The organism is Gordonia abscondita, from assembly GCF_032711245.1.
Lineage (GTDB): Bacteria > Actinomycetota > Actinomycetes > Mycobacteriales > Mycobacteriaceae > Gordonia.
Genome location: NZ_CP128986.1, coordinates 74,218 through 89,231, shown reverse-complemented (window position 1 = coordinate 89,231; position 15,014 = coordinate 74,218). Strand labels below are relative to the sequence as shown.

The 15,014-nt window shown below is 65.0% G+C and carries 15 protein-coding genes; 8 read left to right on the top strand and 7 right to left on the bottom strand.

Features of this window, described 5'->3' with window-relative positions; genetic code table 11:
• Nucleotide 1: 1 nt before the first annotated feature.
• Both MP11Mi_RS00425 and MP11Mi_RS00420 read right to left on the bottom strand, forming a co-directional pair.
• The gene (locus MP11Mi_RS00425) at nucleotides 2-1,501 is read right to left on the bottom strand and encodes a SulP family inorganic anion transporter (protein WP_420040371.1); all 1,500 of its coding nucleotides are present in this window, start codon (nucleotides 1,499-1,501) and stop codon (nucleotides 2-4) included.
• 73 nt (nucleotides 1,502-1,574) lie between these two features.
• Nucleotides 1,575-2,687, bottom strand: a complete 1,113-nt coding sequence (locus MP11Mi_RS00420; RefSeq protein ID WP_420040370.1) for an aminotransferase-like domain-containing protein — start codon at nucleotides 2,685-2,687, stop codon at nucleotides 1,575-1,577.
• Nucleotides 2,688-2,739: 52 nt separating this feature from the next.
• Between MP11Mi_RS00420 and MP11Mi_RS00415 the strand changes: the two genes are divergently transcribed.
• The 4 genes from MP11Mi_RS00415 to MP11Mi_RS00400 all read left to right on the top strand — a co-directional run bounded on the left by MP11Mi_RS00415 (nucleotide 2,740) and on the right by MP11Mi_RS00400 (nucleotide 5,328).
• Complete coding sequence (locus tag MP11Mi_RS00415) at nucleotides 2,740-3,174, top strand: MarR family winged helix-turn-helix transcriptional regulator (RefSeq protein ID WP_420040369.1); 435 nt, start codon at nucleotides 2,740-2,742, stop codon at nucleotides 3,172-3,174.
• 66 nt (nucleotides 3,175-3,240) lie between these two features.
• Nucleotides 3,241-4,260, top strand: a complete 1,020-nt coding sequence (locus MP11Mi_RS00410) for an LLM class flavin-dependent oxidoreductase (RefSeq protein ID WP_420040368.1) — start codon at nucleotides 3,241-3,243, stop codon at nucleotides 4,258-4,260.
• Between the two features lie 74 nt (nucleotides 4,261-4,334).
• Nucleotides 4,335-4,802, top strand: a complete 468-nt coding sequence (locus MP11Mi_RS00405; protein ID WP_420040367.1) for a hypothetical protein — start codon at nucleotides 4,335-4,337, stop codon at nucleotides 4,800-4,802.
• Between the two features lie 19 nt (nucleotides 4,803-4,821).
• Entirely contained in the window at nucleotides 4,822-5,328 is a 507-nt protein-coding gene (locus MP11Mi_RS00400; RefSeq protein ID WP_420040366.1) for a GNAT family N-acetyltransferase, read from the top strand.
• A 70-nt stretch (nucleotides 5,329-5,398) separates the two neighbouring features.
• Here MP11Mi_RS00400 and MP11Mi_RS00395 read toward each other — a convergent pair whose 3' ends face one another.
• The gene (locus MP11Mi_RS00395) at nucleotides 5,399-5,962 is read right to left on the bottom strand and encodes a Type 1 glutamine amidotransferase-like domain-containing protein (RefSeq protein ID WP_420040365.1); all 564 of its coding nucleotides are present in this window, start codon (nucleotides 5,960-5,962) and stop codon (nucleotides 5,399-5,401) included.
• A gap of 10 nt (nucleotides 5,963-5,972) precedes the next feature.
• Nucleotides 5,973-7,340, bottom strand: a complete 1,368-nt coding sequence (allB, locus tag MP11Mi_RS00390; RefSeq protein ID WP_420040364.1) for an allantoinase AllB — start codon at nucleotides 7,338-7,340, stop codon at nucleotides 5,973-5,975.
• Nucleotides 7,341-7,562: 222 nt separating this feature from the next.
• Here allB and MP11Mi_RS00385 point away from each other — a divergent pair, with 222 nt between their 5' ends.
• Together MP11Mi_RS00385 and MP11Mi_RS00380 are read left to right on the top strand one after the other, a co-directional pair.
• Nucleotides 7,563-9,071, top strand: coding sequence for an NCS1 family nucleobase:cation symporter-1 (locus tag MP11Mi_RS00385; RefSeq protein WP_420040363.1), 1,509 nt, complete (start codon nucleotides 7,563-7,565; stop codon nucleotides 9,069-9,071).
• A gap of 54 nt (nucleotides 9,072-9,125) precedes the next feature.
• Nucleotides 9,126-9,848 (top strand): aspartate/glutamate racemase family protein, encoded by a 723-nt coding sequence (locus MP11Mi_RS00380; RefSeq protein WP_420040362.1) that lies wholly within the window; start codon nucleotides 9,126-9,128, stop codon nucleotides 9,846-9,848.
• Nucleotides 9,849-9,931: 83 nt separating this feature from the next.
• Here the strand turns inward: MP11Mi_RS00380 and MP11Mi_RS00375 are convergent, their stop codons facing one another.
• Together MP11Mi_RS00375 and MP11Mi_RS00370 are read right to left on the bottom strand one after the other, a co-directional pair.
• Nucleotides 9,932-10,747 (bottom strand): bifunctional allantoicase/(S)-ureidoglycine aminohydrolase, encoded by an 816-nt coding sequence (locus MP11Mi_RS00375; RefSeq protein ID WP_420040361.1) that lies wholly within the window; start codon nucleotides 10,745-10,747, stop codon nucleotides 9,932-9,934.
• Nucleotides 10,744-12,021, bottom strand: coding sequence for a DUF6986 family protein (locus tag MP11Mi_RS00370; RefSeq protein ID WP_420040360.1), 1,278 nt, complete (start codon nucleotides 12,019-12,021; stop codon nucleotides 10,744-10,746). Before MP11Mi_RS00370 ends, MP11Mi_RS00375 begins: the two co-directional genes overlap by 4 nt.
• A gap of 183 nt (nucleotides 12,022-12,204) precedes the next feature.
• On the opposite strand from MP11Mi_RS00370, the gene MP11Mi_RS00365 reads away from it, so the two are divergent.
• Complete coding sequence (locus tag MP11Mi_RS00365) at nucleotides 12,205-12,969, top strand: IclR family transcriptional regulator (protein WP_420040359.1); 765 nt, start codon at nucleotides 12,205-12,207, stop codon at nucleotides 12,967-12,969.
• 43 nt (nucleotides 12,970-13,012) lie between these two features.
• On the opposite strand, the gene MP11Mi_RS00360 is transcribed toward MP11Mi_RS00365, so the two are convergent.
• Complete coding sequence (locus MP11Mi_RS00360; protein ID WP_420040358.1) at nucleotides 13,013-14,401, bottom strand: cryptochrome/photolyase family protein; 1,389 nt, start codon at nucleotides 14,399-14,401, stop codon at nucleotides 13,013-13,015.
• 248 nt (nucleotides 14,402-14,649) lie between these two features.
• Between MP11Mi_RS00360 and MP11Mi_RS00355 the strand changes: the two genes are divergently transcribed.
• The gene (locus tag MP11Mi_RS00355) at nucleotides 14,650-14,928 is read left to right on the top strand and encodes a 4a-hydroxytetrahydrobiopterin dehydratase (RefSeq protein WP_420040357.1); all 279 of its coding nucleotides are present in this window, start codon (nucleotides 14,650-14,652) and stop codon (nucleotides 14,926-14,928) included.
• Nucleotides 14,929-15,014: the final 86 nt, after the last annotated feature.

The window sequence follows — 15,014 nt, the reverse complement described above, 5'->3', positions numbered from 1 at the left end:
ATCAGCCTTCGCCGAGCTGGCCGGACAGTCGGTCGCGGCGTTCGGCGGACGATTGGTTCAAACCGACGATCTCCACATGCTTGCCCTTTTTGAGGTACTTCGCCTCGATGGCGTCGAGCGCGGCGACAGTCGACGCATCCCACACATGCGTGTCGGAGAGGTCGACGACGATGCGGTCGGGGTCGTCAACGTAGTCGAATTGGTAGACGAGGTCATTGCTGGAGGCGAAGAACAGTTCGCCGCGCACGTGATAAGTACGGACGGTGTGGCCGTCGTCGATCCCGTCGGTGTGCGTGACTTCGGTGAAGTGGGCGACGCGTCGGACGAACAGGAGAGTCGCGACGACGACACCCGAGATGACGCCGACGGCGAGGTTGCTGGTGACGACGGTCGCGACGACGGCGACCACCATGACGGCCGTCTCGCTCTTCGGCATTCGACGGAGGGTGGACAGTCGGATGCTGTGCCAGTTGAATGTGGTCGCCGAGACCATGATCATGACGGCGACGAGTGCCGCCATCGGAATCTGTCCGACGATGTCACCCAACCCGACGACGAGCACAAGGACGGCCACACCCGTCAGGAACGTCGAGATGCGCGTGCGCGCGCCCGCCGTCTTCACGTTGACCATTGTCTGGCCGATCATCGCGCAGCCACCGATTCCGCCGAAGAAGCCGGTGACGACGTTCGCAACGCCTTGGCCCCAGGCTTCGCGGGTCTTGTCCGAGTGGGTGTCGGTGATGTCGTCGACGAGTTTCGCGGTCATCAATGATTCGAGCAGCCCGACGAGCGCCATGCCGACCGCGTACGGGGCGATGATCTGCAATGTCGCGAGGTCGAATGGGACGTCGGGGATCAGCCATTGCGGTAGGGAACTGGGGAGTTCGCCCTCGTCCCCGACAGTGGGCACGCCGATGCCGAACGCCATCGCGACGGCCGTCAACACGATAATCGCGATGAGCGGCGACGGCACGACGGTGGTGAGTCTCGGCAGTCCGACGATGATGGCGAGCCCGGCCGCGATCATCGGATACACCATCCACGGGACGTTCAACATGTGCTGGACCTGCGCGGAGAAGATCAAGATGGCGAGGGCATTGACGAAGCCGACCATCACACTGCGCGGAATGAACCGCATCAGTTTCGCGACCCCGCACACGCTGAACACTATTTGAAGGATCCCCGCGAGGATGACGGTCGCCAGCAGGTAGTCGATGCCGTGATCGCGGACGACGGGCGCGATCACGAGAGCCGTCGATCCAGCGGCGCCGGAGATCATGGCGGGACGCCCACCGACGATGGAGATCGACACCGCCATCGTGAACGACGCGAACAGGCCCATCCGCGGGTCGACGCCCGCAGCGATCGAGAACGAGATCGCTTCGGGGATCAGCGCGAGCGCGGTCACGACACCGGCCAGCGTCTCGCGGGTCAGGAGGCGAGGGCTCCGTAGTGCGGTGATGACTGGTCCGTCGACGAGACGGGACACCGGTGCTTGCACTGCGGGGCGCTCCTGACGGTCGACGGCGCTACAACCGGGAAAACGATACTCCGGTGGTCGTGCATCGCCCGCGTCAGGAACGGAGGAGGTCCGCGAGAATCGCGAGGCCGCGGTCCGTCTGGTCTGGGTCGGCATGACTGAAGTTCAACCGCATTGTCCCGATGCTCGGTCGATCCGGCGAGAACTCCTCGCCGGGCATGAATGCGACGCCACGCTCGATCGCGGCGTCGAGCAGGGCCCGGGTGTCGACCCTCCGGCTGAGCCGGAGCCAGAAGAAGAGCCCGCCTTTCGGTGTTTCCCAGGTGGCGAGGTCGCCGAAATGTCGGGTCAGCGCGTCGTCGAAGACGTCCCGTCTCGTGCGGTAGAAGTCGGCGAGACGGTCCAATCGCGCCGCCCACCCCGGATCGGTGACGGCGTCGAGCATGATGTGCTGCGACAACCGCGAGGTGTGCAAGTCGGTCGCCTGTTTGACCATGACGAGCCTCTCAAAGAGGTCGTCGGACGCGGTGACGAATCCGAGGCGCAGTCCGGGGGCGAACGTCTTGGAGAACGAGCCTTGATAAATCCATGAGCCGCCGCCCATGCGGGACGCGATCGGGGTGCGGTCGCAGGGATCGTAGACGAGGTCGCGGTATGGGTCGTCTTCGAACAGCACAGTCCCGTCCCGCAGACATTGCGCGGCGAGTCGATCTCGCTCGCCGTCGGATGCGCAGGCGCCGGTCGGGTTGCCGAAGGTCGGCACGACGTACGCGAGGGCGGCCTGCGTATTGCCGGGGTCGGCGAGGTCGACGAAACGAGCACCGTAGAAGCGGAACACCTGGAGCGCGGCGAGATAGGTCGGGTACTCGACTGCCGTGACTGTTCCAGGGTCGATGAAGAGCTTGGCGGCCAGATCGATGCCCTGCTGGCTGCCGCTGAGGATCATGACGCGCTCAGGGGAAGCGTCGACGCCGAGCTCGCGGAGCTGCCGAGACACTGCTGCCCGCAGCTCGGGTTCGCCCTCGGTCGGACCGTACTGCAGAGTCGACGGCGGCACGATGCCCGAGACATGTGGGAGCGTGTCGGTCGCGGGCAGGCCACCGGCAAAGGAGATCATTCCGGGACGGTCGATCACTTCGAGGATCGCTCGGATCGGCGATGGCCGGAGCCCTTCGATACGCTGCGAGAACACCCTGAACCTCCGCATATAGGTCAATACTATTGACCTAAGTGTGGACTCGAACGCAAGATAGGTCAATATGGTTGGCTCGCATCGTGAAGCGGAACTCCGGCGTGCGGTCGAGGCGCTGTACTTCGGTTATCGTGCTTTCACGTCGTTGCCCGACCGGATCCTCGCCGAGTACGACCTCGGCCGCGCGCACCATCGCATCCTCTACTTCGTCCAGCGCGAACCCGGAATCTCGGTCGGGTCGCTGGTTGCCGTACTCGACGTCTCAAAGCAGGCGCTTCACCGTCCGATTCGGGAACTCGAAGATCTCGGGCTTGTGACGATCACCAGCGATCCGCGCGACGGCCGGGTCCGTTGCCTGTCGACGACGGCGCAGGGTGCGAAGCTTGAGTCGCGACTGACCGGCGCCCAGCTCGACCTCTTGGAGGCAGTGTTCGCCGATGTCGATTCACATGCCGAGCGCAGCTGGCGAGACGTGATGGCACGGCTGGTCGGCGACGGATAGTGGCCTGCTGGGCGTGAGATTGGCCCTCCGGGAATATAAACGGACCACGGTACGGTTACCGTCGATATGAAGCAGATCGGATTCCTTTCCTTCGGCCACTGGTCGGATGCGCCGGGTTCACAGGCTCGCACCGCGGCTGACGTACTCCACCAGTCGATCGACCTCGCGGTCGCGGCCGAGGAACTCGGTGCCGACGGCGCATACTTCCGGGTGCACCACTTCGCGCGACAACTCGGCTCGCCGTTCCCACTGCTGGCCGCGATCGGCGCGAAGACCAGCACCATCGAGATCGGCACCGGCGTAATCGATATGCGCTACGAGAACCCCATGTACATGGGTGAGGACGCAGGAGCCGCCGACCTCATCTCGGACGGCAGGCTGCAACTTGGCATCTCGCGGGGATCACCGGAGCAAGTGATCGACGGCTACAAGTACTTCGGTTATGTGCCCGACGACGACCAGTCAGACGCCGACATGGCGCGCAAACACACCGCAGTGTTTCTGAAAGTCCTTGAGGGGGAGGGATTCGCGCAGCCGAATCCGCGGCCGATGTTCCCGAACCCGCCAGGCCTGCTACGCGTCGAACCTCATTCGGAGGGGCTGCGCGATCGCATCTGGTGGGGGGCCGGATCGCGCGCGACTGCGGAGTGGACGGCGCAGCAGGGCATGAATCTAATGTCATCGACTCTCCTCACCGAAGACACCGGCGTGCCGTTCCATCGTTTGCAGGCCGAACAGATCCAAATGTTCCGCGACGAATGGGCCAAGCAGGGATTTGCTCGCGAACCGCGAGTCTCGGTGAGCCGCAGCATATTCCCGCTGCTCGACGACATGGACCGCGCGTACTTCGGTGGACGCGGCGACTATCAGGACCAGGTCGGCCACATCGACGGCAGCAATGCGCGGTTCGGCCGGTCGTACGCCGATGAACCGGACAAGCTCATCGAGCAACTGCGTGAAGACGAGGCGATCGCGGCGGCGGACACTCTCCTCCTGACCGTGCCGAACCAGCTGGGCGTTGACTACAACGCGCATGTGATCGAAGGGATACTTCAGCACGTCGCACCCGGCCTGGGGTGGCGCTGAGCTCCGTGTGAAATGTCGCGTACGCTTGCTCCCGCGCGGCAAAGCACGCCGCCGCAGTTGGGGAGGACTGAAAAGTGAAGACCAGCATGCGAATCGCCGTAGTCGCGGCGGCGGCCGCGACCGCGGTGTCCGGGATCGCGACAGCCGTCGCCCCGGCGGCCGACGCGAAGACACGCAGATCTGAAGTCGTGAAGTTCCAACTCGATCCGGTGTCGACGAGACTCGTCGCATCCGACCCGGTGCAAGCCGCAGTGTCGTTGGCGCGCTCGCCCGGCGGCAGCATCGTCGGTGGGGACGCCTGGTTCGCGATGCTGACGGTCAGCGATATGGGGGACACCATTCGTCAGACGAAAGGGCCGCAGCCGTGTCTCGAAGGCACCTTTGAGATATGGGCGACCGACGGCGGGCGCGGTGCAACCTGGACTGTGGACCCCTCATGCGCTCGCGTGGTTCCCGAGTTCACTCGCGTGATCCGAACGGCGGAGTACGGCCCGGACGGAGCCCCGGTCGGCCCGGTCCGCGAGCGTCCGGTCGCCGGGTGAAGCTCGGTATCCTGAGTTCATGACGGTTACGCTGCGCGCGCAAGAAGTGTCGGACGCCGAGTTCCTGCATTCGCTGTTCAGCGACCCGGAGGCGGCTCGTTACTGGTTCATCGAGCCGTATCTGACACGTGTCGACGTGCAGGCCCAGTTCGAGCGTCGCCGCGGCGACGCCACCGCGCGGCGCTTTGTCATCAGCGACGACGGCGCGGACGTCGGGATCGTCGAACTCGTCGACATCTCGCCGCTGCATCGGACATGCGAGTTCCAGATCATCGTCGCGCCCGGCAACCAGGGGCGCGGGTATGCGCAGACCGGGACGCGACTGGTGTTGGACTACGCGTTCGGGACATTGAACCTGCACAAGGTACATTTGCTCGTCGACGTCGAGAACGCCGGCGCGATCCACGTCTACACCAAGGTCGGCTTCGAGGTGGAAGCGACGCTGCGCGAGGAGTTCTACGCGGGCGGTGCGTATCGGGACGCCGTGCGGATGGCGATCTTCGCGCGGGATTGGGACCGAGTCTGACCGCTAGTTCCCCGCTCAGCGTCACCATCGACCGCTGAGGCGATGCCGGTCCTGAGCGGGGAATATGACGTCATGGGCTCGTAACGATCCGAGCGCCGTTCTCGTCGACAATCAGCGCTTGGTCATCGTCGAGCGCGAGTAGCCTGAACCGTCCGCCGAATTCGGTGAATGTTCGCTCGATCACGGCGGGCGGATACGCGGGCAGCATTCCACCCGCGTGCGGAATCGGCACCTCCGCGATCCAACCGAAGCCTGCAGTGGTTTTCAAACCGGGCGCTTCGGCCGGGTCGTCGAGTAAGCCTGCGGGTTCGATATTGGGCCCGGCGATCACCGCACCTGCGCTGAGCCCAATGTAGGGGAGTCCGGCGCGGACCTGCTCGTCGAGGATTTGGGCCGTGCCGGATTCGATGAGTTCGTGCCAGATAGCGAACGTGTTGCCGCCGCCGACGTAGACCGCATCGACCTCGTCCGGCGAAGCCACGAAGTCGACCACTCGAAAACCTCTGTCGACCAGAAGTTCTCGACCGGCCCCGGTCACGTGGCCGATCGTCACGTCTCGAGCGGGCCGCCCGAGTGAATCGTCGACGAAACGGCCGAGGGGCCCGTCGCCGAGGGACAGCAGAAGCAGAGGCACGGGAGTGAAGCTACACGTCTCCGCGCCGAAGCATCCGGCCGTGTGCGTTCTCGAAGTCGACCTTCTCGCCGCGCAGCCACGTACTCCTGACGACGCCCGCAAGCGCGCGTCCGTCGTACGGGCTGATCGGGTTCTTATGGTGCAGCTTGTGCACGTCGACGACCTGCGCGGCCTCGGGTTCGAAGATCGCGAAGTCGGCGTCGCATCCGAGTGCGATCTTGCCCTTGCGGGTCAGGCCGGCGAGTGCAGCGGGTTTGGCCGACATCCACTCGAGGACCTGCGGAAGCTCGATGCCGCGCCGCTTCGCCTCAGTCCAGATCAGGGACAGGCCCAGTTGCAGTGATGCGACACCGCCCCATGCGACGCCGAAGTCGCCGTTCTCGACGTCCTTCAGGTCGACCGTCGATGGCGAGTGGTCGGAGACGATGCAGTCGATGGTGCCGTCGAGCAGGCCTTGCCACAGCAGCTCGCGGTTCGACGCTTCGCGGATCGGCGGGCAGCATTTGAACGCGGTCGCGCCGTTCGGGATCTCTTCGGCGAGCAGCGTCAGGTAGTGCGGGCAGGTCTCGACGGTGATCTTGACGCCGTCGCGTCGCGCAGTCGCGATCATCGGCAGTGCGTCCGACGACGACAGGTGCAGGATGTGGGCGCGGGCACCGGTCCAGCGGGCCCGCTCGATCACCTCGGCGATCGCTACGTTCTCGGCGCCGCGTGGGCGTGACGCGAGGAACTGCGAGTACTGATTTCCTTCGGCGGTCGGCGCGTGATCGATGGCGCGCGAGTCCTCGGCGTGGACGATCATCAGCGAATCGAACCCGGCGAGCACAGCCATGTCCTTCTCCATCTCGTCGGCTTCGAGATGGGGGAACTCGTCGACGCCCGAATGCAGGAGGAAGCATTTGAAACCGAAGACGCCCTCGTCGTGCAGACCGCGGAGGTCATCGGTGTTGCCGGGGACGGCGCCGCCCCAGAATCCGACGTCGATGTGGGTCTTACCGGCTGCCGCCGCACGCTTCGCGTTGAGTGCGTCGACATTCACTGTCGGTGGGATCGAATTGAGCGGCATGTCGATGAGGGTGGTCACCCCGCCTGCGGCGGCGGCGCGAGTCGCCGAGTCGAACCCCTCCCACTCGGTGCGACCAGGCTCATTCACGTGGACGTGTGTGTCGACAAGTCCGGGGATCATCACTTGATCATCGGTGAGTTCGACGATCTCGGCGCCACTCAGGCCGCTGCCGAGCGGTTCGATGGCAACGACGCGGCCGTCACGGATGCCGATCTCGCGGGGGACAACGCCTGCTGTGGTGAGCGTGCGCTTACCACGGACGACCACGTCGAAGGATTGCTGATTCGACTGCTCAGGGTTGTCGGTGCTCATCCAGGTGGCTCCTTAACAAGAACGTAATTTCTCATCGTGGAATAGAAACTCTACTTACTGGAAGATCATAGTTGTGAGCACAGACACCGTCAATCGGGCCATGGGCTTGACAGGCGGCGCCTGCATGAGCGTTACTAATCAAACTTGTGGAATAGAGTTTCCGCAGGGTGGAATATCAGCGGAGGCGTTGGCGCCGCCGCTCCGACCTTGACAGGCGTATCCATGACCACTGAGTCCACCGGGCTGATCGACGACCCCAGCCGCGACGAGGCGCCCGCCCCTGCCGCCGACGTGAGTCCGTCGCTGTACAACGCCGAACTCGCGCCGACCAAGCGCGAGGGCCGACGTTGGGGCACGTACAACATCTTCACCCTGTGGGCGAACGACGTCCACAGCCTCGGCAACTACTCGTTCGCGATCGGGCTGTTCGCCCTCGGGCTGGGCGGGTGGCAGATATTGCTGGCGCTGGCTCTCGGCGGCGTCTTCTTATTCCTCCTGCTGAACTTGTCCGGCTTCATGGGAGAGAAGACGGGTGTTCCGTTCCCGGTGATGAGCCGCATCTCGTTCGGCACCCGAGGCGCGCAAGTTCCCGCGCTGATCCGTGGCGCCGTCGCCATCGCATGGTTCGGCATCCAGACCTATTTGGCCTCGGTTGTCCTCCGGATCATGATCGTCGCGCTCGTTCCGTCCGCGGACACGTTGGACGCCAACGATTTCCTCGGTCTGTCGACACTCGGCTGGATCGCGTTCCTTGCCCTGTGGGTGATCCAGGTGGTCATCGTCAGCTACGGCATGGAGATGATTCGCAAGTACGAGGCGTTCGCCGGACCGGTCATCCTCATCACCATGATCGCGCTAGCCGTGTGGATGCTCAGCAACGCCGACTGGACCATCGCCTGGACGACTCCTGACTCGATCACCGGTGGCGACATGTGGCTCAAGATCGTCGGCGGTGCGAGCCTGTGGGTGGCGATCTACGGCACCTTCGTCCTCAACTTCTGCGACTTCACCCGCAATGCGACGTCGAAACGGTCCATCGTGCGCGGCAACTTCTGGGGCATTCCGCTCAACATGCTCGTGTTCGGCGGCATTGTGATCACGCTCGCCGGAGCGCAGTTCCGTATCGACGGACAGGTGATCGAGTCGCCCTCCGACATCGTCCGGACCGTGCCCAACACGCTGCTGCTGGTGCTTGCCTGCCTGGCACTGTTGATCCTGACTGTCGCTGTCAACATGATGGCGAACTTTGTGGCTCCGATCTACGCCCTCAACAATCTCCTCCCGAAGCATCTTGACTTCCGTCGCGCCGCGCTCGTCTCGGCCGTCATCGGCCTGGTGATCTTGCCGTGGAACCTCTACAACTCGCCGGCGGTCATCGAATACTTCCTCGGCGGACTCGGTGCCGTCCTCGGCCCGCTGTTCGGGATCGTGATGGCCGACTACTGGCTGGTGCGACGCGCCAAGATTAACGTTCCCGCGCTGTTCACGACCGACGAAAACGGTGAGTACGCGTATCTGCAGGGCGTGAATCCGCGCGCGATCGTGGCCCTCCTTATCACCGCCACAGTCGCACTCCTCATGGCATTCGTGCCCGCCCTCGACGTGGTCGCCGACTTCTCGTGGTTCATCGGCGCAGGTCTCGGTGCGATCGTGTACCTCGTCATCGCCGACCGCAAGGGATCGTTCAACGATGTGTCCGGCGAGGCGATCGCCGTCGCGAGTGCCCACTAGCGTCAAATATCGGTCGCGGAGTCGAGACCACCCCATCTACCAGAAGGACCTCACATGCGAATCCTCGTCGCCAATGTGAACACCACCGCGTCAATGACGGATGCGATCGCCGAGTCGGCGCGCGGCGTCGCGTCGCCGGGAACCGAGATCGTCGGCATCACGCCGCGATTCGGCGCCGATTCGTGCGAGGGAAACTTCGAGAGCTACCTCGCGGCGATCGCGGTGATGGACGCGATCACGTCGTATTCGGAGCCGTTCGACGCGGTGATCCAAGCCGGGTACGGCGAGCACGGCAGGGAGGGGCTTCAGGAACTGCTCGACGTCCCGGTGGTTGACATCACCGAGGCTGCGGCGTCGACGGCAATGTACCTCGGTCACAAATATTCGGTCGTCACCACGCTCGATCGCACTGTTCCGCTCATCGAAGACCGTCTCAAACTGGCGGGGCTCGACGCGCGATGCGCATCAGTCCGGGCGTCGGGGCTCGGGGTGCTGGAATTGGAGTCTGAACCAGATCGGGCAGTCGAAGCGATCGTCGCGCAGTCGCGCGCAGCTGTCGAGGACGACCACGCCGAAGTGATCTGCCTGGGCTGCGGCGGCATGGCTGAACTCGAGGAGAAGGTGACGGCCGCGACCGGTGTCCCTATTGTCGACGGCGTCCGCGCGGCCGTCACCATTGCCGAAGGCCTCGTCCGAATGGGGCTGTCGACGTCCAAGGTGCGCACGTATGCGACTCCACGTGAGAAGAAGGTCATCGGCTGGCCGTTTCAGCTGTAGCCGACTTCCGCATGGCCGGACGGAACCGGGCGTCGCCTCCCAGGCGCCCGGTTCCGTCGTGTCGGCTGGCCGTCGATACGTGGTCAGAGCATGATCTGGCGGTTGACGTCCTTGTACAGAAGGTAGCGGAAGTTGGACGGGCCGCCGGCGTAGCAGGCCTGCGGGCAGAAGGCGCGCAGCGAGAGGAAGTCGCCTTCCTGGACTTCGACCCAGTCGCCGTTGAGGTGGTACACGGCCTTGCCTTCGAGCATCAGCAGACCGTGCTCCATCACGTGGGTCTCGGCGAACGGAATGGTCGCGCCGGGTTCGAACGTGACGACGTTGACGTGCATGTCGTATGCGAGATCCTGCGGGTCGAGCATGCGCGTGGTGCGCCACTTGCCGTCGGTGCCCGGCATCGACGACGGTTCGATGTCCCGCTCGTTGCCGAACTTGATCGACGGCGCATGCCCGGCGATCGACTCGTAGCGTTTGCGGATCCACACGAACGTGGCATCGGCATCGCCGTCGTTGCGGGCCGACCAATCGGTCCCGGCCGGGAGGTAGGCGAACCCGCCTTCGGTCAACGTCTGTGACTGCTCTGCAGCGTCGACGGTGAGCGCACCGGAGGTGACGAACAGGAAGCCCTCGACTTCGGGTTGCGGTTCGGGGCGTTGTGCTCCGCCGCCGGGCTTGACCTCGACGATCGCCTGGAAATAGGTGGTCGCACCGCCGGCGACGGGACGATTGATGATCCACGTGCGCGTGTCGGTCCACTCGGGGAGCACGGACGTGACGATGTCGGAGAGCACGCCGCGCGGGATCACCGTGTAGGCCTCGGTGACGATCGCGCGATCGGTCAGCAGATCGGTCTGCGGGGGCAGCCCGCCTCGGGGCGTGTAATACGAGGCTGTGGTCACTGGTCACTCCTGGTAGTGCGGCCGAGCGCGATGTCGCGCGCGGTTGTCATGGGCAGATCGATGGCTGTTTCGATCTCGTCGACGGTGAGGGCACCGCAGATGTTGCCTCGGCGGATCACGTTGGCGAGTGCGCGGGCGGTGGCGGGCTCGTCCATCACGGTGGAATCGAGCTTGTGGACGTAGTTGCGCAGGCGTGCCGCGGCGGGCGCGAAGGCGCCGCGGTAGAACGCGTAGGTCGCGAGGTAGCGGGTCACCAGTTGGGCGGGGTGCATATCCCACCCCTGGTAGATGCCACGCTCGAGATGCCGTCGGACGAGACGTGCATGCAGCCGCCAGGCCGCAGCGACATTGTCGCGGTCGCCGATCGGCAGAATGTTGGTCGATCCGTCGGACAGGTGGACGCCGGTCCCGGCCACCGCGAGCTGCATGACGTTCTTCGCGTGGTCGGCGGCCGGATGCTCCATCGACTGGTGGGCGGCGGCGATACCGAGGGAAGCCGAATAGTCGTACGTGCCGTAGTGCAGGGAACTGACCCGGCCGTGTCCTGCGTGGATGAACTGGGCGACGGGGGCGCGGCCGTCCGTGTCGAGGATCGCCTGTGGTGTCTCGACCTGGACTTCGAAGCGGATTCGGCCCGGCGGCAGACCATTCGCGGCTTCGAGGGCTTCGGCGATGGTGACCATCGCTTGAACCTGGTCGACGGAAGTGACCTTGGGCAGCGTGAGGGTAAGTCCGTCGGGGAGTCCGCCGGATTCGACCAGGCCACTGACGAACATGTCGAGGGTGCGGATCCCGCGTGCGCGAGTGCTGGCCTCGAAGCATTTGAAACGCGTGCCGACGAACGGCGTCGACGTGCCCGCGTCAATCGCGGTGCGCAGTGCGGCGATCGCCTTCTCGACGTCGTCGTCTTCGGTCGCGTCGCGGAACGTCCCGTAGCCGTCTTCGAAGTCGATGCGGAGGTCCTCGATCGGCTCGGAGCTCAGCTTCGCGGAGACCAGCGCGGCGAGTGTGTCCGCGGCGCAGTCGGTTCCGGATGTCGCGCCGACGAGCGAGGCGACTTCGTCGAGGCCACCCGCGGCGCGCGCGGCCTCGAGTGCCTGCGAACCCCAGTCGGCGGGCGTCGTCGCGGCGTACCGGTCGCCACTGACGTAGACGGTGTGGACGGGCTGGCGCCGCCCGTCGTCGCCGGGATAGTCGGTCGCCAAGGTCGCGTCGGCGGACATCAATCGGCGGTCGATGTCGGCGAGTACCGAATCGTCGAGGTGTCGTGTCACAGGTGGCTCCTCACCGTCGCGGGAAGATTCCACGGAACAGTAATTCCGCATCGTGGAGTTTAGTACGAAGGCGTGTGAAAGTACAGAAAAGGGTTCACGCGTCGGCCTCTGGACTTCCGTATTGCGGAAAGATTCCTGGACCTGTTGAATGGAATGGAATCATAACGGGCGGGAGTGGATCGTATGGCGGACAAACCGTCGGGCGGCGTGCAGTCGGTGGAGCGCGCCTTCGAACTGATGGAACTCATCGGACGCGCAGGGGGAGAGTGTTCGCTGACCGAGTTGTCGGCCGAGTCGCCCCTGCCGCCTCCGACGATCCACCGGCTCCTGCGCACCTTGGTCGGCATCGGATACGTCCGACAGTTGTCGAATCGGCGCTACGCGTTGGGGCCGCGGCTGATCCGTCTCGGTGAGGTGGCCAACCGGCAGTTGGGCGCCGTTGCGGGCCCAGTGTTGCAGTCGCTGGTCGACGAACTGTCGGAGACTGCGAGCCTTGCCGTGCTCGACGGCGACATGGTGATCTACACCGGGCAGGTCCCGTCGCTGCACACGATGCGCACGAACAACGAGATCGGCCGTCGCGTCGGTCTGCACACGTCCGGTGTTGGGAAGGCCGTGCTCGCCGAATTGGACGACGCGCGGATCCTCAAGCTCGTCACCCAGTCTGGTCTGCCCGCGCCGACCGAGTACAGCGCGTCGACGCTGTCGGCAGTCTTCGCGAACGTCGAGCGTGTTCGCGCCGACGGTTACGCTGTCGACGATCAGGAACTCGAGGTCGGTGTTCGGTGCGTCGCGATGGCGGTACCGGGTGCCCCGACCCCGATGGCGATCGGCATATCCGGGCCGTCGGCGCGCGTGAACAAGGACCTGATCGGCCGCGCCGTACCCGCATTGAAAAAGGCGACGGACGTCATTTCGGAAGCACTGATCGGCGCGCGCGAAGAGTAAGGGCGACGACGCCGCATCCGTCCCGTTCTGCACCGTCTGACAGTCAGTTCTTGATCTCGGCGTACCGGTCGAGTGCATCGAGACGTTCGGTCGCGTGGTCGACGATGGGAGCGGGATAGTCGTCGGGTCTCCCGTTCCGAAGGCGGTGGACTCCTCGACCGGAGACGCCCCTCAGTTCGGGGACCCACCGGCGCACATAGTCGCCGTCTGGGTCGAACTTCTCGCCTTGGAGAGCCGGGTTGAACACCCGGAAGTACGGTGCGGCGTCGGTGCCCGATCCGGCCACCCACTGCCACCCGTGCTGATTGGACGCGAGGTCGCCGTCGATCAGGTGGTCCATGAAGTGGCGAGCGCCCCACTGCCACGGCAGATGTAGATCCTTCGTGAGGAACGACGCGACGATCATCCGCACCCGGTTGTGCATCCACCCTTCGGCGGCGAGTTGACGCATGCCTGCGTCGACGATCGGGTAGCCGGTGCGCCCGTCGCACCACGCGCGGAACGCGGCCTGAGCTTCTGGGCCCGAATCGTGGGGCAGACGCGCGAACCGCTCGTCGAAGTCCTGGTACGCCGTGTCGGGTCGGTGGTACATGACGTCGGCGTAGAAGTCTCGCCAGCACAGTTCGCTGCGAAACGTGGATGCGCCGACGTCCGACCTGCCCCGCAGATCGCGTAACAGGGTTCGCGGATGGAGACAGCCGACCTTCAGATACGCGGACAGTCGGCTGGTGCGATCGAGGTCCGGTCGATCGCGGTCGGTGTCGTACTCGTCGAGTGACTGCGCCATGATCGCGCGCCACCGGACGAGCGCCGCATTCTCGCCCGGCAATGCGAGAGGCTCTGCGGTCGGCGTGGGCAGCCGGATGCGATCGCCGACCTCCGACGGGTCGAGCCAGGTCACCGTGTTGGCGTCGGTGGGTGCGGGTGCATGCCAGCCGTGCTCATGCCAGGCTCGCTGGAACGGGCCGAACACGCGATACTCGCTGCCGTCCGACTTGCGTACCCGACCGGGAGCGACGGCGTACGGCGAGCCCGTACGAACCAATGGTGTCTGCCCCAGAGCTGTCGCGACACGATCGTCGCGGCGTGCGCCGTATGGGGAGAAGTCGGCGGAGATGTGTACCGAGCCTGCGCCGAGCCGATCGACGAGTGACGGCAGCACGACGGCCGGGTCGCCGTCGACGACGATTAGCCGCTTTCCGAGCGCACGATCATGCTCGGCCAGACACGCGAGGAAGAAGTCGGTGCGGGGGCCGGGTCGCGCGACGCGGCTGTCCAGCACGAACACAGCTGCCACGCTGTCGGCGTCGGCTGCCGCAGCCGTCAAGGTCGGCAGATCGTGCACACGCAGGTCGCGGCGAAACCACACAATGGCCGGACTCGTCTGATGATTGATCTGCAGCTCCTGTCCATCGGACGAACGATTCGACACCGGATGCATCGGCCGGTTGCCTCCGCAACAGTAGTCGCCGTCACTCAGCCCTGCGGAGGGAACGGCGGCCGCTGCCGGCCGATCTGCGTCTGAAAGAACGCGCCCGACGGAGGTGGGGGCGTGGGCGACGGGGGAGCGAGGTTGCGGTGGCGCGTGCTGGAGCCGAACGAAGGGTGCGACTAATCTGTCATTGCGTTCGACCCGGTCAGGGGGTGTCGCTCACACGTTTGCGGTGGCAGGGTCGAAGTATGGACACATCAGAATCTGTAACCGAGATACGGTGGCGTGAGACTTCCGACGGCCTCATCGCCACTTTCGCAACCGGCTCGATGGTTCGCGGCCTCGACTTCGTGACCCGCGTCGTCGCCGCGGCGGAAGCCGCTAACCACCACCCGGACATCGACTTCCGGTATCCCGAGGTCCGGCTGACCCTCATCACCCACGACGCCGAGAACGCCGTCACCGACAAGGATCACGCGCTGGCACGCGAGATATCCGGGATCGCCGGGGAGATGACGATCGACTAGCGACCGAGCACAGCTGCGCGGTTGGCGCTACACGATCTGAGTCTCGTCGGCGCCGCCGACCTGCTGACCCGAGCTGGCGACGAACC